General features: G+C 73.3%; 17 protein-coding genes. 10 read left to right on the forward strand and 7 right to left on the reverse strand.

The features are described 5' to 3' along the window. Positions 1–89 precede the first annotated feature (89 nt). Both BU198_RS28465 and BU198_RS28470 read left to right on the forward strand, forming a co-directional pair. A complete protein-coding gene (locus BU198_RS28465; protein ID WP_188299732.1) occupies positions 90–587 on the forward strand; it encodes an ATP-binding protein in 498 nt (165 codons plus the stop codon). A gap of 255 nt (positions 588–842) precedes the next feature. Continuing rightward, on the forward strand, positions 843–1,898 hold the full coding sequence (locus BU198_RS28470) for an alcohol dehydrogenase catalytic domain-containing protein (RefSeq protein ID WP_188299733.1): 1,056 nt from the start codon (positions 843–845) through the stop codon (positions 1,896–1,898). 102 nt (positions 1,899–2,000) lie between these two features. Here BU198_RS28470 and BU198_RS28475 read toward each other — a convergent pair whose 3' ends face one another. From BU198_RS28475 to BU198_RS28485, 3 genes are all read right to left on the reverse strand, one after another. After that, positions 2,001–2,414 carry a DUF6193 family natural product biosynthesis protein gene (locus BU198_RS28475; protein ID WP_188299734.1) on the reverse strand — a complete coding sequence of 138 codons (414 nt, stop codon included), beginning with the start codon at positions 2,412–2,414 and terminating at the stop codon, positions 2,001–2,003. A 225-nt stretch (positions 2,415–2,639) separates the two neighbouring features. Next, entirely contained in the window at positions 2,640–3,905 is a 1,266-nt protein-coding gene (locus tag BU198_RS28480) for a hypothetical protein (RefSeq protein ID WP_188299735.1), read from the reverse strand. 125 nt (positions 3,906–4,030) lie between these two features. After that, positions 4,031–5,662: an FAD-dependent monooxygenase gene (locus tag BU198_RS28485; protein WP_188299736.1), complete on the reverse strand. Its 1,632-nt coding sequence runs from the start codon at positions 5,660–5,662 to the stop codon at positions 4,031–4,033. 92 nt (positions 5,663–5,754) lie between these two features. Here BU198_RS28485 and BU198_RS28490 point away from each other — a divergent pair, with 92 nt between their 5' ends. The 3 genes from BU198_RS28490 (at position 5,755) to BU198_RS28500 (ending at position 9,285) form a co-directional block, all read left to right on the forward strand. Then, complete coding sequence (locus BU198_RS28490; protein ID WP_188299737.1) at positions 5,755–6,327, forward strand: CGNR zinc finger domain-containing protein; 573 nt, start codon at positions 5,755–5,757, stop codon at positions 6,325–6,327. A gap of 337 nt (positions 6,328–6,664) precedes the next feature. Then, positions 6,665–7,042, forward strand: a complete 378-nt coding sequence (locus BU198_RS28495; protein WP_188299738.1) for a hypothetical protein — start codon at positions 6,665–6,667, stop codon at positions 7,040–7,042. A gap of 329 nt (positions 7,043–7,371) precedes the next feature. Further along, the gene (locus BU198_RS28500; RefSeq protein WP_223245059.1) at positions 7,372–9,285 is read left to right on the forward strand and encodes an alkyl/aryl-sulfatase; all 1,914 of its coding nucleotides are present in this window, start codon (positions 7,372–7,374) and stop codon (positions 9,283–9,285) included. Positions 9,286–9,416: 131 nt separating this feature from the next. Here the strand turns inward: BU198_RS28500 and BU198_RS28505 are convergent, their stop codons facing one another. Beyond that, positions 9,417–10,826 carry an MFS transporter gene (locus BU198_RS28505; protein WP_188299740.1) on the reverse strand — a complete coding sequence of 470 codons (1,410 nt, stop codon included), beginning with the start codon at positions 10,824–10,826 and terminating at the stop codon, positions 9,417–9,419. Next, the gene (locus BU198_RS28510; RefSeq protein ID WP_188299741.1) at positions 10,823–11,653 is read right to left on the reverse strand and encodes a glycerophosphodiester phosphodiesterase; all 831 of its coding nucleotides are present in this window, start codon (positions 11,651–11,653) and stop codon (positions 10,823–10,825) included. The genes BU198_RS28505 and BU198_RS28510 overlap by 4 nt, the downstream gene beginning before the upstream one ends. A gap of 265 nt (positions 11,654–11,918) precedes the next feature. Between BU198_RS28510 and BU198_RS28515 the strand changes: the two genes are divergently transcribed. Beyond that, positions 11,919–12,524: an SGNH/GDSL hydrolase family protein gene (locus BU198_RS28515; RefSeq protein ID WP_188299439.1), complete on the forward strand. Its 606-nt coding sequence runs from the start codon at positions 11,919–11,921 to the stop codon at positions 12,522–12,524. Positions 12,525–12,539: 15 nt separating this feature from the next. Here the strand turns inward: BU198_RS28515 and BU198_RS28520 are convergent, their stop codons facing one another. After that, on the reverse strand, positions 12,540–13,601 hold the full coding sequence (locus tag BU198_RS28520) for a hypothetical protein (RefSeq protein ID WP_188299438.1): 1,062 nt from the start codon (positions 13,599–13,601) through the stop codon (positions 12,540–12,542). Between the two features lie 212 nt (positions 13,602–13,813). On the opposite strand from BU198_RS28520, the gene BU198_RS28525 reads away from it, so the two are divergent. Continuing rightward, the gene (locus BU198_RS28525; RefSeq protein WP_188299437.1) at positions 13,814–15,082 is read left to right on the forward strand and encodes an FAD-dependent monooxygenase; all 1,269 of its coding nucleotides are present in this window, start codon (positions 13,814–13,816) and stop codon (positions 15,080–15,082) included. Positions 15,083–15,151: 69 nt separating this feature from the next. On the opposite strand, the gene BU198_RS28530 is transcribed toward BU198_RS28525, so the two are convergent. Further along, positions 15,152–16,060 (reverse strand): UTP--glucose-1-phosphate uridylyltransferase, encoded by a 909-nt coding sequence (locus BU198_RS28530; protein ID WP_188299436.1) that lies wholly within the window; start codon positions 16,058–16,060, stop codon positions 15,152–15,154. A 297-nt stretch (positions 16,061–16,357) separates the two neighbouring features. Between BU198_RS28530 and BU198_RS28535 the strand changes: the two genes are divergently transcribed. From BU198_RS28535 to BU198_RS28545, 3 genes are all read left to right on the forward strand, one after another. Continuing rightward, the gene (locus tag BU198_RS28535) at positions 16,358–16,729 is read left to right on the forward strand and encodes a YciI family protein (protein ID WP_188299435.1); all 372 of its coding nucleotides are present in this window, start codon (positions 16,358–16,360) and stop codon (positions 16,727–16,729) included. Beyond that, complete coding sequence (locus tag BU198_RS28540; RefSeq protein ID WP_188299434.1) at positions 16,726–17,973, forward strand: RNA polymerase sigma factor; 1,248 nt, start codon at positions 16,726–16,728, stop codon at positions 17,971–17,973. The genes BU198_RS28535 and BU198_RS28540 overlap by 4 nt, the downstream gene beginning before the upstream one ends. 227 nt (positions 17,974–18,200) lie before the next feature. Continuing rightward, positions 18,201–18,458 carry a hypothetical protein gene (locus BU198_RS28545; protein ID WP_188299433.1) on the forward strand — a complete coding sequence of 86 codons (258 nt, stop codon included), beginning with the start codon at positions 18,201–18,203 and terminating at the stop codon, positions 18,456–18,458. Positions 18,459–18,518 lie beyond the last annotated feature (60 nt).

Genomic DNA, 18,518 nt, shown 5'->3' on the forward strand with positions numbered 1-18,518 from the left:
GTTGCCGTCTGCCGGTAGCTGCCGCACTTGTGGGGTGAACAGGAGCTGCCGGCTTCGGCTGACTTCCCATGCCTGGTGATGGAGGAGCAATGGGGTGGAGCCTGATCGTCAGCCCGCTCAGGACCGCGCGGTTTCCGGTGCCCCTGGACTGGGGTGTCCCGTTGGACGGGGCGGCGGTCCCTCCGGCGCGCAGGCTGGTGGTGAGCATCGTCCGGAGCTGGGGTGTTGCCCTGTCCGGCGACTCGCTTCAGGAGCTGGAGCTCTGTGCGAGCGAGGTGATCGCGAACGCTCTGGAGCACGGGGAAGCGCGCTGCACGGTGACCGTTCGCCGCGCACGCGACCGCCTGCGGGTCGAGGTCTCGGATCCCCGTCCGACGTTCGACCGTCCCGCCGCCGTACCGGAAGCGACCGGCGGGCGCGGGCTGCTGCTCGTCGACGCCTTGGCCCACGCCTGGGGCTGGCACCCGGCGGGGACGGGCAAGGTGGTGTGGTTCGAATTCCTGGAACCGCCGGAGGGTCCGACCGGCCCCACCCACGGCTGGGGCAGAGCGTACGGGCTCCGCCTCCTGCGGCCGGCGGCGGCGTAGTCCACATGCAGGACCCTCGTCTCCACGGGAGTCGCCACATACTCAAGGCCCCTTGCGCTCTTCACCACCGAGGTCCGAGGAGATCCATCCGGACACCCGGCGCTGCTGGGCTCGATCACCTACCCGGGCTGAGCCTGCCGGTGTGCCCCTCTTCGGACCGGCCGTGGGCGGACAAACAGTGGTGGACGTACGAAGCTGAGGGGGTCGGCGCATCCGGGCACCGCGCCGCTCGACCCCGTACAGAAGGGTTCCACCATGGCTGCCACCTCGTCCGCCGCCACCCCCTCCTCCGCAGGTACGCAGCGTGCCGTGCGGGTCGCCGCCCCGGGCTCGGCGCCCGAGCTGTCCGAGGTCCCGGTCCGCGAGCCGGGGCCGGGGGCGGTGCGGATCGCCGTCGAGGCGTGCGGCGTCTGCCACTCGGATCTCCTGATCGCGGGTGGTGCGCTGCCGGGCACGACCTTCCCGGTCACTCCCGGTCACGAGATCGCGGGCCGGATCGACGCCCTCGGCGAGGGGGTGGAGGGCTGGAAGGCCGGTGACCGGGTCGCCGTCGGTTGGTACGGCGGCAGCTGCGGGCGCTGTGACGCCTGCCGTTCGGGTGACGGCATCCACTGCCCCGAGCTACAGGTGCCCGGCGCGGCGTACCCCGGGGGCTACGCCGACAGCGTCGTCGTCCCGGCGATGGCCCTGGCCGCGATCCCCGACGGGCTGACCGCCGCCGAGGCCGCCCCGCTGGCCTGCGCCGGGATCACCGTGTTCAACGCCCTGCGCCGCTCCGCCGCCGGGCCCGGTGACACCGTCGCCGTCCTGGGCGTGGGCGGGTTGGGCCATCTGGGTGTGCAGTTCGCCCGTGCGATGGGTTTTCGCACCGTCGCCATCGCCCGTGGGGCGGAGAAGGAGCCGCTGGCCCGCCGGCTCGGTGCCGAGCACTACATCGACAGCACCTCCGGTGACGTCGCCCAGGCCCTGCGGTCGCTCGGCGGCGCGAAGGTGGTCCTGTCCACCGTCACCAACGCCGCCGCCATGGCCGCCACCGTCGACGGGCTCGGCCGGCGCGGCGAGCTCGTCGTCGTCGGCGTCTCGGCCGACCAGCTCGCGATCAGCCCGTTGCAGCTGATCACCGGCGACCGCAGGGTCTACGGCCACTCCTCGGGTACCGCCGTCGACACCGAGGACACCCTGCGCTTCGCGGCCCGCACGGGCGTACGGGCGTGGATCGAGGAGGTCCCGCTGGAGGAGACCGCCGCCGCGGTGGCCAGGATGGCCGGCGGCCTGGCCCGCTTCCGCATGGTCGTCACCACCGGTCGCTGACCACTCGGCCGGCGCCGGATTCCGGGCACTGTGGGCGCGGCGCAGCTCGGATCACCGGCTGCGCCCGTCGGCAGCGGCGGCCACGACCCGTGTGGGATGGGACTACCGGTCCGAAGGCGTGCCGTTCTCCCGGAGCCATCCGGCGATCAGGTGCTCGGCGGCGGTCACCGCTTCGTCGGGGTCGGCGGTTTCGAGCGCCGTGCCGTCGGGCTTGGTGCTCACGTGGTACAGCCCCTCGGCGGTGAGGGTGATGGTCACCGGGGCGACCACGGCTCCTCCCAGCCCGGCGAGCGGGCCGGTGCTGAAGAGGAGCGAGGTGTGGCTGGTGAAGGGGAAGAAGCCGCTCAGTGTGCTGCTTCGCGCCCGGTCGACGAGGGCGGCCATGAGGGGAGGCACCCAGGTGGTGGAGTTCCGGGCGTGCTCGTCCCAGTGCGCGGCCGCGTCCGCCTGGAACTCCCACGCCGATGCGAGCGTCTCGCTTCCCTCGGTGCTCTTTCCCTCGGCCTGGACGTCCATCGTCCCCTCCTTTCGCGGCGCCGGACCGTGCCGGGCCTGTCTGCTCAACCCCCGGCAGGCCGGCTGTGGTTCCCCGAGGGGGCGGGCGGAGCCGGTGCTGGGGAGGCGGATGCCTCCGGTGGTTCGAGCGGGGACGGGCCGCCCGCTCTCGGGCCGCCCGCTCTCTCGGGTCGGCGCCGGACCGGGCGGCCGATGGGGCTCGCCTTCGGCGTGCAGCCGCTGTGCTCAGCCGGTGGTGAAGTAGCCGGTCAGGTCGGTGATGACGTCCACCGCGCCGCCGGAGTTGTCCATGGAGAAGGCGGTGGAGTCGTGGTCGAGGCCGGTGGTGGCCGAGCCGGCCACGGTCAGCCCGGGGACGTAGTCGAGGGTGGAGGTGCCCGGGACGCCCCCGTTGGCCGTGCCGGGGAACACTGTGAGGTGGCCGGCGGAGTCGGCGTTGGTGGTGGTGATGTTGAGCTCCGCGCCCACGCCCTTCGGGTCCACCTCGATGCCGAGCCCCATGTCGGTCGGGCCGGTCATCTTGTGGCCCGTGGTTCGGGTGTCATTCAGACGGACGGGCGTCCTGAGTGCCTGGAACAGGCCGGTGCCCGAGGGGCTGTAGTAGCCGACGATGTCCACGATCACGGTGACCGAGCCGACGTGGTTGTAGATGTCGACCTTCCCGTCGGTCCCGACCGGTACCACGACCCGGTTCGTGACACCGCGCCGGACCGGAACGGTGACGTCGGATCCCTCGGCCGGGCGCGTCGTGCCGGTCGGGTAGACGGTCAGGAAGCTGTTCTCGGTGCCCTCGGTGGCGGTGACGTCGAGGACCACCGCACGGGCGTCCGCGTCGTCGAGTCCGGGTCGGGCGACCTGGATCGAACGGGCGGCGGAGCTGCCGAGGCGGCCGGTGCCGTCGGTCCGGCTGTCGGCGATGCGCTTCGGGCGCAGGGGGGTGAACTTGTCGGCCGCGCCGGGCACGTAGTACCCGACCACGTCGAGGATGACGTCGGTCGTCCCGGCGCTGTTGAAGATCTTGACGGTGTGCCGGACGCCGTCCTGGTCGAGTGCGACCGTGACCAGGTTGGAGACCGTCCGGCCGGGCGTGAAGTTGAGGCTGGAGGTGTCCGGGGTGCCGTCCTGGAGCGTCGATTCGCCACGGACCGAGAGGTAGCCCTCGGCGGTGGGGTTGGTCGCGGTCACATTGACCACGACGGCCGTCGCCTCGTGCGGGACCTCGCTCACCACCGCCTGGTAGTACTCCCGCGGGCCGAGCGGAGTGAAGCCGTTGTGGTACGGGGTGTTGGCGGTCCGGGTGTCCAGGACGCGGGTCGGGCTCATCCCGACGAAGCCGGCCGGAGCGGTGAGGTCGGCGGTCCAACTCGGCGCCGGGGCCTGGGCGGTGAGAGCCGGGGCCGGGGCGGCGAGGGCCGGGGACGCGGCGAGGGCGGGGACGGTCAGGGTGAGGGCCGTCAGGACGGTCAGGGTGGTGGCGATACGGGCGCGCATGCTTGGTTCCCCCCAAGTACGGCTGGTGCATTGGCTGTTCCGGATGCTCCGGTATTCGATGGACGTCCGAACCCGCCGGAGGTTGCAGGTCGACCGGAGACTCTTTCGGCCCAGGGGTCGCAGCCTCAGGACAGGAAGCGCCTCGCGTCCCGGGCGGACGGGATCGGACCCTCCTGTGCCGACAGCACCAGCCGCAGGATGCCGAGCAACTGCCCTTCCTCGGACGCCGGTCGGGGTGACCGCCAGGCGATGTGGCCGTCCGGGCGGACGAGGACGGCGCCGCCGACGGGAAGGCCGGACACCTCGGCCCAGGCCGGGGCCGGCAACGGGTGCACGGTGACCGGCAGCCCCGCCGCCGCGGCCGTGTCCGCCTGGCGCTGCCAGCCGGGCTCCCCGGTGGCGGTGAGGAGAGTGAAGCCGGGCCCGACCAGGTCCAGCGTGGACGCCGTGCCGGGCGGACCGTCGAGCCGCAGGTGGGGGAGGCGGGTGCCGGGCGCGCTGTCGGGGTGCTCGTGCCCGGGGTCCAGCGGTGGCCGTTCGGGGGCGCCGGGCTCGGTGAGCACCGCCGTCGAACGGTACGCGGCGGTGAGCAGCAGCTCGTCGTCGATCCGGTAGCCGCTGCGGGCACGGGAGTTGGCGAGCGAGATGTCGATGACCTGCCGGGCCACCGGGCGGCGCTCGGCCCCGTAGGTGTCCAGCAGCGCCTCGCCGGCCGTCCCGGCGGTGACCGCCGCGAGCTTCCAGGCCAGGTTGTCCGCGTCGCCGATGCCGGTGTTCATGCCGTGCCCGCCGGTCGGCGGCACCACGTGGGCGGCGTCGCCCGCGAGCAGCACCCGGTCGCGGCGGTAGGCCTCGGCGAGGCGGGCGTCCATCCGCCAGGTCATGGTGTCCAGGACGGTGACCGCCAGTTCGGGCAGTCCGGCGGCCTCCCGGACGAGTCGGGCAAGTACCTGATGATTCGTCAATGCTGCTTCGGTGTCCGGAGATTGCGGATCACAGGGGTACTGGTAGATCCAGTTCCGGTCGTTGTCGACGGCCAGGAAGCCGCCGCGGCCGGGGGCGGTGAGGAAGTACGAGGCGCTGGCCCGGTCGGCCACCACCTCGCCGAGCGGCGCCTCGAACCGGATGCTGAGGAAGTGGCCGAGTCCGGTCGGCCCCGCCATGGCGATCCCGGCCGTCTCGCGGACGGTGCTCGACGCGCCGTCGCAGCCGACCAGCCAGTCGGCCCGGACGGTGTGGCGCCCACCGGTGGCCCGGTCCTCCAGTTCGGCGTGGACGTGCCCGTCCCGCCGGGTGAAGGAGAGCAGCCGGGTGGCGAACCGGACACCGTCCGGGGCGAGCCGGCGGGCCTCCCGGAGCAGGACGTCCTCCAGGGCGTCCTGCGAGCAGATCAGCCCGGGCGTCGGGGTATGCGCGGCGCCCTCCTCCGGCGCGGTGCCCTCCGGCTCGGCGCCCTCCGGGGGAGCGGCGGCCACCCCGGTGCGGACGAAGTCCGGGTCGACCAGGTCGCGGCCCCGGTAGAAGAACACCTGCGAGGCCGGGAGTCCGGCCGCCCGGACCTCCTCCGCCAGGCCGCACCGCCGGAACACCTCCATCGAACGGGCCGACACGCCACGGGCCTTGGGGTGGCGCGAGGTGCCCGGGTGCGCCTCGACGAGCAGGTGCGGCACGCCGTGGCCGGACAGCAGGACGGACAGGGTCAGGCCGACCGGGCCGCCGCCGACGATGAGCACGGGCGTGGTCTCGGGGAATCGCATGCCGCCACTCCTTCATCACTCCGTAACGCTTAATAGGTCGATTTGAAGTTACCATGGTCCGGACGGCACCCCCGAGACCTCCGAGGCACACCATGGCCCAGACGCGGGCACAGGCACGGACGCAGGCCCGAGACGCCGACGGCGACGGCGGCAACCCCCGAGGCCTGCACTTCCTCACCGAACTCGCCAACACCGTCCACGAAGATCCTGACGCCGGGGCCGCCGACCTCCAGGCCCTGCTGGACCGTCACGGCGGACCGCCCTTCCGGCTCACCGACACCGACGCCCGTGAACTGCGCGAGGCGACCGCCCACGTGATCGCCGTCCTCTCGACCGACGACCCGGACCTGGCCGCCGAGGCCATCAACGACCTGCTCGACCGCCACCCGGCCCGCCCCCGCCTGGTCCGCCTCCCCGGCCGGCCCTGGTCCCTGCACACCCGGGCCCCCGCCGATGCCGGCCTCGCCCACTGGCTGCTCTCCACCGCCGCCCTCGCCCTCGGCCTGTGGCTCAGCGAACGCGGCGGCTGCGCCTGGGGCCGCTGCGCCGCCCCGGGCTGCGAGCGCTTCTTCGTCGACACCGGCCGCCGCACCCCACAGCGCTACTGCACCCCGCGCTGCGCCACCCGCGTCCGGGTCGCCGCCCACCGGGCGCAGCGGGCCTGACGTCCGCTCCCGGCAGGGCGCGGCGCGGTACGGCAGAGCGCGGCACAGCAGAGCGCGCTACGGCGCGGCAGCCGAACCCCGGCACGAGGTTCGTACACCGAGCCGACTCGCCGACCCCATCCCCGTGGTGCGGGACGTTCCCCTGGGGCGCCGAGGCCGTCCCGGTGCCGCCGGGAGGCGGGTCGCCGCCCGGGCCCGACTCCGCCGTTGACGACAGTCGTTCGACTACGTCACGCTCGATGGACTGCCGAGGGGGCGAGCAGTCGGCCGTCACACCACACGCCGCCCCGATGCCCCGGCCCGGATGTCCACCGTGCAACCGTGTGGAGGTACCGCCATGTCCAAGCGCCGTCTCGCCGTCCCCGGAGCCGCCGTCGCCGCTCTGACCCTCGCCGCCCTGCTCCTCCCGGCCGCGGCCGCGGCCACGGCCGCCCCCGTCGCGCCGCTCGCCGACTCGTGCACCCAGAACTGGAGCATCAGCTCCGGCGAGGGCTACGCGAACGGCAAGTGGTGCAACTACAACACCAAGGTCGTCGGCACGGTCCACGACACCAAGGCGGACGGCCGCTGTCCGTACGTCAGCGGCAAGCTCTCCAACGGCGGGCACGTCGACAGCGACTGGGCCGGCGGCAAGGGCAAGTCCCGCTCCATCGCCATCTACGCTCCCTCCAACACCCACTTCACCAGCCTCTCCATGCGCTACATCGGCTGCTGACACCCGGCCGCGGACGGCGTCGACGGCACCGACGGCGTCGGCCCGTCCCCGTCGGTGCCACCCGGAACACATCGGCCCCCCTCCGAGCTCGGAGGGGGGCCGACGCGGTGCTGCCGGGGCCGGTGCCGAAGGACCCGCCGGGAGTCTTCCGGTGAGTTCGGGCTCCAGCCCGTGTGATGGTCTGTGACATGCCGCTATCGGCGCAATGGGCGCCTGTGGGCCGTTCGGCGGTCACGCTGTGCCTGTCGATCACGGTCCAGGTCAGGGAGACCGGTGGTGCACAGGGCGCGATGTCAGGCAGCGCCCGCCCGGCAGAAGGGTTCCGTGTGATGAGTTCCGCCAAGCCCGCGACGGCGGCCACGGCCGCAGCGAACCGGCAAGCCACCGCCCGCTACGCGATGGAGGACCGGCAGGACTTCGCCGACGCCGACCGCGGCTTGATCGCCCCGCTGCCGGGCCGGCTGCTGCGCGCGGACGGGCACGTGCTGTTCGACCCGGCCGACTTCGCCTACCTGGCCGAGGACGCGCCCTGCCCCGACACCGTGAACCCGAGCTTGTGGCGCCAGTCCCAGGTCCTGGCCAAGGGCGGCCTGTACCAGGTCACCGACCGGATCTACCAGGTCCGCAACAACGACATCGCCAACCTGACCTTCGTCGAGGGCGACGAGGGCCTGGTCGTCATCGACTGCACCGAGTCCATCGAGGCCGCAGCCCAGGGCCTGGGCATGATCCGCGAGCACGTCAGCGACAAGCCCGTCGCCGCCGTCATCTACACCCACACCCATGCCGACCACTACGGCGGCGTCAAAGCACTGGTCGACCCCGCCGACGTGGCGTCCGGAAAGGTCCCCATCCTGGCACCGGGCACCATCGCCTCCTTCGACAAGCACGCCATCGGCGAGAACGTCATCGCCGGCAACGCCATGTCCCGCCGCGCCTCGTACGCGTTCCAGAGCCTCCTGCCCAAGGGGCCGCAAGGCTGCGTGACCTGCGGCATCGGGATCACCCTGCCACCCGGGTTCAGCATCTCCTACCTCTCGCCGACCGACCCCGTCACCAAGACCGGCACCCGGCGCGAGCTGGCCGGGCTGGAGTTCGAGTTCCTCTACGCCCCCGACACGGAGGCCCCGGAGGAGATGCACATCTTCATCCCCGAACTCGGAGCCCTCACCTGCGCCGAGAACGCCAACCACGCCCTGCACAACATCCAGACCCTGCGCGGCGCCCGCACCCGCGACGCCCGCAACTTCGCCCGCTACCTGGACGAGACCCTCCAGCGGTGGGGCGACGACGTCCAGGTGCACTACGGCACCCACACCTGGCCCGTCTGGGGCAACCAGCCCGTCACCGACTTCCTGGAAGCCCAGCGCGACACCTACAAGTACATCCACGACCAGGCCCTGCGCCTGGCCAACCAGGGCTACACCCCGCTGGAAGCCGCCGAGGTCGTCGCACTGCCGGAGGACCTGGGGCGGAACTGGGCCGGCCGCGGCTACCACGGAACCCTCCACCACGACGTGCGCGCGGTGTTCACCAAGGAACTGGGCATGTGGGACGGCGACCCGGTCAGCCTCAACCCCCACACCCCCGTCGAGACCGCCCGCCGCCTGGTCGACCTGATCGGCGCGGACGCCGTCCTGACCGAGGGCCGGCGCGCGATCGAGGCCGCCGACTACCGCTGGGCCGCGCAGATCCTCCACGCCCTCGTCTTCGCCCAGCCCGACAACACCCGGGCACGCCACCTCCAGGCCGACGCCTACGAGCAACTCGGCTACCAGGCCGAAGGCCCCCAGTGGCGCGGCATCTACCTGTCCGCCGCCCAGGAGCTGCGCGACGGCATCACCCGGGCCACCGTCGTCACCGCCAGCGAGGACAGCATCGCCTCGATGCCCATCGACCTGCTGTTCGACTACGCCGCCGTCCACGTGGTCGGCGAACGCGCTGCCACGGCCGACGTCCGCATCGCCTTCCTTTTCGACGACGTCCCCCAGGCAGACCGCGACTGGCACATGTGGATCCGCCGCGGCGTCCTCAACGCCCGCCGGGGCAGCCCCAGGCAGCCCGTACAGCTGACCGTCACCGGAGCGAAGACCGCCCTCGCCCAGACCCTGATCGCCCCCGCCGGGGCGAAGGCCCTCGCGGACAAGGGCCTGATCCGCCTCGACGGAGACGCCTCGGCCCTCGTCGCCTACGCGGGCCTCGTCGAGGACTTCAACCCGCTCTTCAACATCGTCACCCCGTGACAGGGCGTCGTCAGTGGGCCGCCCCGGTCCGGTGGCCGGGGCGGCCCACCGACGACGCCGGGCACGGGGTGCGGCAGTCGTCTTCCGTTCAGCGCATCGATACCTTCAGGACCTTCAGAGCCGTCGGGCCGTCAGAGCCGTTCCGGCACCGGGTTGCCGACGGCCTCGATGGCGCGGCGGACCGGGACCTTCAGCAGGACGGCGAAGCCGATGACGAAGAAGACCAGCAGCGAGATGATCGCCGAGCGGTAGCTGCCGGTGAGCTGGTACGCGAGGCCGAAGACGAGCGGGCCCATCCAGCTGGTGCCGCGGTCGCTGATCTTGTAGAAGCTGAAGTACTCGGCCTCCCGGCCGGGCGGGATGAGGTGGGAGAAGAGGGAGCGGGAGAGCGCCTGGCTGCCGCCGAGCACCAGACCGATCATGCAGGCCAGGGCGTAGAACCAGGCGGGCTGGTGGGCGGGCATGAAGTAGCCGAGGGCCAGGGTGACCACCCAGCCGACCAGGGAGCCGAGGATGGTCCGCTTGGCGCCGTAGCGGTGGGCGATCCGGCCGAGCAGCAGGGCGCCGCCGATCGCCACGACCTGGACCAGGAGGACGGCGGTGACCAGCGAGGTCTGCTCCATGCCGAGTTCCTCGCTGCCGTAGAGCGAGGCCTGGGAGACGACGGTCTGGATGCCGTCGTTGTAGCAGAGGAAGGCGGCGAGGTAGAGCAGGGTGAGCGGATGCTCGCGCATGCCGCGCAGGGTGCGGGCGAGTTCGCGCAGGCTGCCGGTGGCGGGCTTGCCGTCCTCGGCGGGTGCCGCGGCGCGGCTGGGGGCGATGCCGGCCCGGGAGGGCAGCCGCAGCAGCGGGACGACGGTGAACAGCGCCCACCACAGGCCGGCCGAGGCCAGGCAGATCCGCACGGCGGTGCCGGAGTCCAGGCCGAGCGCGTCGTGGCCCTGGAACACCGCGAGGTTGGCTATCAGCAGCAGTCCGCCGCCCGCGTAGCCGTAGGCCCAGCCCTTGGAGGAGACCCTGTCGCGCTCGTCGGGGGAGGCCAGGCCGGGCAGGTAGGCGTAGGAGAGCGCGACCGAGACCGCGTACGAGATGTTGGCGACCACCAGCAGCGCGCCGCCGAGCAGGTAGCGGTCGCCGTCGAGGAAGAACATCCCCATCGTGGCGAGCGAGCCGAGGTACGCGAAGCCGCACATCAGCTCCTTGTGCCGCCCGGTGCGGTCGGCGAGCGTGCCGGTCAGCAGCATCACCGCGACCGAGAGCAGCACGGAGAAGGAGACCGTGTACGGGAAGAACGATCCTGCGCGGATCGACAGGCCGAGCGGGTGCACGTCGCCGGACGCGTCGGCGGCCTCCTTGGCGACGGTGGTCAGGTACGGGCCGAGGAACACCGTCAGCACGGTGGCCGAGAAGGCGGCGTTGGCCCAGTCGTTGACGTACCAGCCGAACTGCATCCGGCGCAGGGCCCGGCCGTCGTCGGCGGCCGGGGGGCCGGTCGGTGGGTCGTCCGGCAGGTGCGCCGTCGCCGGGTTCGTGGTGCTCATGGGGTCCCCATCACCGTGCTGGAGCCGGTACTGCCGTCCGTCCAGCAGCCGCGCTCGCCGAGGACGTCCCGCAGGACGTCGATGCGATCGGCCATGATGCCATCCACACCCAGGTCGAGGAGAGCCCTGATCCGTGTGGGATCGTCCACAGTCCAGACGTGCACCTGGAGGCCGAGCCGGTGGGCGGTGCGGACGAAGGCCCGGTCGACGACCCGGACGCCCCGGTGCCGCTCCGGCACCTGCGCGCAGAGCCCGGCGAACGGCGCCCCCGGCCGCCGGGAGAGCGGCCGGGCGGCGAACGGCGGCAGGAACGATTCGGCCAGCGAGCGCAGCCGCAGCCGGGCGACTTCGCGCGGGCCGAGCGAGGTGGCCAGCCGGGGGCCCGCGGCGGCGCGGACGGCGGCCAGCCGGGCGTCGGAGAAGCCGCCGACGCAGACCCGGTCCCAGGCGTCGGTCCGGCGGATCGCCTCGACCAGCGGCCCGACGGCCGGCGCCGCCTTGACGTCGATGTTGAAGCGGACCCCGGGGAACGCGCCGAGCAGGTCCTCCAGCAGCGGCACCGGCTCGGCCCCGCCGATCCGGGCCTGCCTGACGGTCTCCCAGGGCAGCTCGGCCACCGCCCCGGTGCGGTCGGTGACCCGGTCCAGACGGGAGTCGTGGAAGGCCACCAGCACGCCGTCGGCAGTCGCGTGGACGTCCGTCTCCAGGTAGCGGTACCCGAGCGCGACGGCGGCCTCGAAGGCGGCGAGGGAGTTCTCGGGGCGCCCGAGGTCACCGCCCCGGTGTGCGAAGGCGAGCGGCCCGGGATGGTCGAGGAAGGGGTGCATGCGGTGCTCCGGGCTGCGGGGAGAGGGACCCGACGGGCCGGGGAGACCGGGATCCGCCGGGGCGACAGCTCGTTACAGTATTACGTACCTTGTCAAGCAGTAACGGGCCGCCGCATCCGCCTCCCCGGTCACCTCCGCCGCCACGGCGGCGTCCGGCCCCGGGCCCGGATCCACGGTCGCGCCAGGTGCATAGGATCGGTGCCGGGCGTCGTCGCCTGCCGCGACGACCGCCGGGCAGGACCAACTGACAAGGGGGGAACACCACATGATCGAGCTCGCCGACGAGCCGATGACCTGGGTGATGGCCGGAGACAGCATCACCCAGGCCGCGTACCACACCCACGGCGCCCGCGGCTGGGTGGAGCAGGTGCAGGAGCGTCTCCACTGGCAGCTCAAGCGGCTGACGGACGTCGTCGTCAACACGGGGGTGTCCGCCTGGCGGGCCACGGACGTGCTCGGGGCGTACGACTTCGTGATCGGGCGGTTCGCGCCGGACGTGCTGTCGCTCTCGCTGGGCACCAACGACGCCGTCGACGGACCGGACGGGCTCAAGGAGTTCCGCGGGGCCATGCGCGAGATCATCGACCGCTCCGCCGGAGCGCGGATCGTGCTCCAGACGCCGCTCGTGGCCGGCCTGGCCGGCCGCGAAGCCAGGGCGGAGCTGCCCGCCTACTGCCAGGTGGTCCGCGAACTCGCTGCCGAGACCGGCGCGTTGCTCGTCGACCACGAGGCACACTGGCTCGCCGAGTTCCCCGACGGCGAGGCGATCCCGTGGCTGGACGACCCCACCCACCCCAACGCCGTCGGCCACCGCCGGATGGCCGACCACATGCTGCGCACGCTGGGGTTGGGCGAGCTCACCGAGCTGTGAGCCGGGGGCGAGCGGCTACTGGATGCTCCAGCGGTGCGGGTGGCGGGGGTCGTCGGGGCAGGCGAAGACGTTGAGTTCGCCCCAGCGGCCGACGGTGACCTCGGTCGGGGTGGAGGAGTCGTCGCGGGCCTCCAGCGGCCGCCAGCTGCCGGTGCCGCCGTCCCACTCCGAGCTGTCGACGGTCAGCAGCAGGTGCATCGGCGTCGCGCAGGTGCGGCAGTCCATCGGGCCCGGGTCGGTGGTGTGCCAGGAAGCGAAGCCGCCGACGCGCCAGCCGGGAGGGATCGACAGGTCGTACTGGTAGCGCGGGTCGGCGTCCTCCTCCCCATCCGTCCCGTCCGCCCTGTCCTCCCCGTCCGTCCCGCACTCCTCGGCCGCCGCCTCCAGGGCCTCGTCCAGGGCGTCGTCCCAGGCGTGGATGCGGGCGCACAGCTCCTCCGGGAGGAGCCCGGCGAACGGGTAGGTGGTCACCTGCTCCGGGTGCAGCACGCACGGCTCCGGCACGTATCCGTCGAAGCCGACCACCTCCGGCCGCGGGGGAGAGGCCAGCACCTCGGTGACGTCCCGGGACCGGCGCCACCGGAGGTCGAGCAGCATCCCGTACCGGCCCGGGCCGTGGGCGTCGTAGGGGCACCAGAACACCTGGAGAAGGTCGCAGTCGTCCGGTCCCGCGGGCAGGTCGGGGATGTCCCGCCGGTAGAACTGCGCGAGGCCGATCAGCGGCAACGGGCCGTCCGCGGCCGGGCCTTCGACGCGGTGGCGGCGTTCGAGCTCCTTGAGCAGCTGCCGTTCCTCGTCGGTCGGGCCCGGGCTCGGCTCGCGGTTCCAGGCGACGGCCAGGACCTCCCGGCGGCGGTGGATGTCCGCGGGCCGCAGGCCGCGGGCGTGCGGGTGGGGGTCGGTGCAGACCGGCCAGGGCTCGTCCGAGGGCCACAGCAGCGGACCGCCGACGGAGCTGGCCGAGGCGTCCGGCCGGCCCGGGCGCGGATGCAGCCGGGTGGTGGTGCCCCGGTGACGGGCCAGCTCGGGGAAGAGCGCCTCGACGTCCAGCGGGCGTGGCGGTGTGGTCCTCGACATGCGGCAGACCCTACGGACCGGCGGGCGGGCGCCGTGAGCCGGGTTCCCGCCCGGGGACCAGGGCCGTTGCCGTCCTGTCAGCACCGTGCCGGTGTCCTGCCGGTGTCCCGTCGGCGGCCTGTGGACGCTGACAGCGCCCTGTCCGCGTCCTGCGAGCGCCCGGGCCGAGGCTGATGAGGCAGCGTCACCGACCCACTCACGGGAGGTCCACCATGTCGAACAGCACCCGGCCGCACGCCGGCCCCCGCAGCACCACCTCGGTCCTGGTCTCCGGCGCCGGGATCGCCGGAACCGCCCTCGCCCACTGGCTGGACCGCTACGGCTTCCGCGTCACGGTCGTCGAGCGGGCCCCCTCGCTGCGCGGCGGCGGCCAGGCCGTGGACATCCGCGGCACCGCCCTGACGGTGGTCGAGCGGATGGGCCTGCTGGACGAGGTCCGGGCCCGCAGGACCGGCCTGCGCGGGATGTCCGTGGTCGACTCGGACGGCCGCGAGCTGCGCAGCACCACCGGGTGGACGGCCAGCGGCGGGCCGGTCGGCGGCCCGGACGTGGAGATCCTTCGCGACGATCTCGCCGAGCTGATCGCCGGCGCGGGCAGGGGCAGCACGGGCACGGGCACCATCGGCACGGGCACGGGCACGGGCACCGGAACCGCGGGCGGCCCCGGCGTCGAGTACCTCTTCGACGACGCGATCGAGACCCTGGTGCAGCACCGGGACGGCGTCCAGGTCCGCCTCCGCAGCGGCACCGAGCGGTCCTTCGACCTGGTCGTCGGGGCCGACGGCCTGCACTCGAACACCCGCCGCCTCGTCTTCGGTCCCGAAGCGGACTACCTGCACCCCATCGGCACCTACACCGCCGGCTGGAGCGCGCCCAACCACCTGGGCCTCGACCGCTGGGAGGTCGCCCACCAGGTCGGCGACGACCCGAACTGGTTCTGCATGGTGATGACCGTCCGCGACAACAGCGAACTGCGCGTCTTCGTCGGCTTCCACAGCGACGAGCCGATCGACCGGATGCTCCCGCGCGACCCCGGCCGGCAGCGCGAGCTGGTGGCCGAGCGCTCCGCCCACGCGCGCTGGGAACTGCCGCGCTTCCTCCGGGCGATGCGGGAGAGCGACGCCTTCCACTACGACGTCGTCGCCCAGATCCGGATGGAGAGCTGGTCCAAGGACCGGGTCGTCCTGCTCGGCGACGCCGGCTACTGCTGCTCCCCGGCCACCGGCCAGGGCACCAGCGTGGCCCTGACCGCCGCCTACGTCCTGGCGGGCGAACTGCACGCGGCCGGCGGCGACCACCGTACGGCCTTCCCCGCCTACGAGCGGCGGCTGCGCGACCACGTGGACGCCAACCAGGCGATCCTCAAGCTGACCGGCGACCGGAAGGCCCGGTCCGAGACCGTCATGAACCTCGGACAGGCCGACCCGGTGCTGGAGGCGGCCTACCAGGCCGCCCTGGACTTCGACCTGCCGGACTACTGACGCCCGGTTGGCGGCCTGACGGACCGCTGACCCGGGGCCCCGGCGCCCCGGGGCCCCGGCGCCCCCGGCCTACCGGTCGGTGGCCGGGGACAGCTCAGCGGCCAGCCGGCGCAGCTCCGGCCCGTACTCGGGGTTGGCGAGCGCGGCGGCGAACTGGGCACGCAGGTAGGCGGCGGGATTGCCGGTGTCGTACCAGGTGCCGTCGATGACCTGTCCGTAGACCGCGCGCCGGGCCGCGTAGGCGTTGATCGCGTCGGTCAGGTAGACCTCGTCCTCGGGCTTCTCGTGCCAGCGCCTGGTCAGTTCGCGCAGCTCGTCGACGATGCCGGGGGTGATGACGTAGCCGCCGATCGCCGCGTACGAGGAGGGCGCGTCGGCCGGCTTCGGCTTCTCGACGAGGCCGGAGATCCGCAGCGAACCGCCGCCGAGATCCTCCTTCACCACCGGTACGCCGTAGCGGTAGGAGTCCTCGGGCGCCATCGGCATCAGCGCGAGCACCGGCGCGTTGGTCTGCTCGTACGCCCGGATCAGCTGCTGCGCGCGGGGGACCTCCGCGACGAAGACGTCGTCGGGCCAGAGCACCAGGCAGGGCTCGTCGCCGAAGTGGCGGGCGGCGTTGAGCACCGGGGTGCCGTTGCCGTACGGCCCGTGCTGGTAGAGGTAGCTGATGTGGCCCTTGCGGGACAGCTCGCCGACCTCCTCGACCGCCGCCGCGAAGGCCTCCTTGCCGTCCCGGCGCAACTGCTCGACCAGGACCGGGTTGGGGCGGAAGTGCTCCTGGATCATCCCCTTGTCGCCGTTGACGACGATGGTGATGTCGGTGATGCCGCTCTCGATCAGCTCGCGCACGGTGTGCTCGATCACCGGCTTGTCGCCGACCGGCAGCATCTCCTTCGGCGTGGCCTTGGTCAGCGGCAGGAGGCGGGAGCCGAGCCCGGCGGCGGGGATGACGGCTCGGCGGATGGTCCGGGGGGCCATGGGGCGCTCTCTCGTTTCGTCGGTGGTGCTGCGCCGTGGCGACGCGGCGTCACGGCCGACGCTATCAATGGGTGACAGGCCATCAGGTGGACGGTTCCGGTACGGAAGATGGCCCCCCGGCGGCCGTCCGGCCGCACGGGCCGGCGGCGACCTGAGGGAGCCGGGGGACGCGGGAGACGTGGGGGACACGGGAGACTCGTGCGAGATTGTCCGGTGGAGGACGTCAAGACCGTGGCGTCCGCTCCGACCACCGGCCGAAGGGGCTCCGACGGGGCTCGCCGATCCGAGGAGGACGACATGAAGTTCCTGATCAGCCTGCACCTGAACCCGGCCGTGCTGGACGCGCTGACCGACGAGGAGAAGGCGGCGATCGGTGGCGGGCACGGCAGGTTCATCGAGGAGCTGAAGGAGTCCGGCGAGCTGATCCTCACCCAGGCGCTGGTCGACCCCTCGCAGGCCGCTGTGGTGACCGTCCGCAACGGCCAGCCGGTGGTGACCGACGGGCCGTTCCTGGAGGCCAAGGAGTTCCTGGGCGGCTTCTACCTGGTCGACTGCGAGGACAGGCAGCGCGCGATCGACCTGGCCGCCCGCATCCCGGACGCCGCGATCGAGGGGCTGGGCGTCGAGGTGCGCCAGGTGATGTTCTCCGACGGACACTTGGACGCATGACGGTTCCGGACTTCGAGAACCTGCTGCGTGGGCTCACGCCGCAGGTCCTCGGCACGTTGGTACGGCGGTACGGCCACTTCGAGGGGTGCGAGGACGCGGTGCAGGAGGCGGTCCTCGCCGCCGCCGTGCAGTGGCCGTCCGAGGGGGTGCCGGCCAACCCGCGCGGCTGGCTGGTGACGGTCGCCTCGCGGCGGCTGATCGACCAGCTGCGCGGCGACCGCGCCCGGCGCGAGCGGGAGTGGGCGACGGCGGCGGCCGAGGTGGTGCCGGAGGACGTGCCGGACACCGACGACACGCTCCTGCTGCTGTTCCTGTGCTGCCACCCGGCGCTGACCGCCGCCTCGCAGACGGCCCTGACGCTGCGGGCGGTCGGCGGGCTGACCACGGCCGAGATCGCCCGTGCGTTCCTGGTGCCGGAGGCGACCATGGCGGCCAGGATCAGCCGGGCCAAGCAGCGGATCAGGGCCGCCGGCGGCTCGTTCGAGCTGCCCGGGGCGGCCGGATCCGAGGGCGGGGTGCCGGCCGACGGGCACGGGGAGCGGCTGCGGGTCGTCCTGCACGTGCTCTACCTGATCTTCAACGAGGGCTACACCGCCTCCTCGGGCGACGAACTGCACCGCCTCGACCTCGCCCGCGAGGCGATCCGGCTGACCAGGTCGGTGCGTGCGCGTCTGCCGGAGGACGGTGAGGTCGCCGGGCTGCTCGCGCTGATGCTGCTGACCCACGCCCGCCGCGCGGCCAGGACCACGGCCTCCGGGGACCTGGTCCCGCTGGCCGAGCAGGACCGCACGGCGTGGGACCGCGCGCTGATCGAGGAGGGAACGGACCTGGTCAAGGAGGCCCTGGCCGGCCCCGAACTCGGCCCGTACCGGCTCCAGGCGGCGATCGCCGCCACCCACGCCGACGCGCTCGCGGCCGAGGACACCGACTGGCGGCAGGTGTACGCCCTGTACCTGATCCTGGAGCGGGTCGCGCCCAACCCGATGGTCACCCTGAACCGGGCGATCGCCCTCGCGGAGACCGATGGCCCCGAGGCGGGTCTGGCCCTGCTCGCCACCCTGGACGCCGATGCCCGGATGGCCGGGCACTACCGGCTGCTGTCGGTCCGGGCCCACCTGCTGGAGCGGACCGGCGACCGGGCCGGGGCGTACGAGCAGTACCGGCGCGCGGCCCGGGCCACCGCGAGCCTCGCGGAGCGCAGGTACCTGGAGGCGCGGGCGGGCCGGGTGCGGCCGGCCCGGTGAAATCCCCGGGCCGGCCCGGGGGTTCCCGGTCGTCCGGTGAGTTCTCCGGCCGCCCGGGCGAGCCGTCGGCCGCCACGACGGGCCCCCGGCCGTCCGGTTCGGAGCCCGTGCGTACCGGAACGGGCGAATCGCAGCGTGCCGCCGGGCCCTTCTTGCTCCCGAATCGTTGCGCACGGCGGCAGGCAGGCCGAGAACGACCACCCCAGGACAACCACCGGAGGTTTCCCATGACGGACGAGCCCGCGACGACGGACGAGCCCCAGCCGCCGCCGTACCGCAGCTACACCTGGGACGGCGGGGACGGCGCCGTCCACGTCACCCTCTATCCGGGGGAGGAGGAGGCCGACGAGGAGCGCAAGGCCGGGTTCCGGGCGATGGGCGCCCGGTTACTGGCCGACCTGATCGCCGAACGGGAGGCCGAGCACACCCCGCCGTTCCCCGGCGTGCCGAACCTCCGCCTGATCCACGGCGAAGGCCGGGCCTGAGGCCGCCCCGCCCCTCCGGCCCCGGCGGCCGGCCCGCGCCCTCGCGGCGCAGGGCCGGCC

Origin of the sequence: Streptomyces sp. CBMA156 (genome assembly GCF_014596515.1) — a bacterium.
Lineage (GTDB): Bacteria > Actinomycetota > Actinomycetes > Streptomycetales > Streptomycetaceae > Kitasatospora.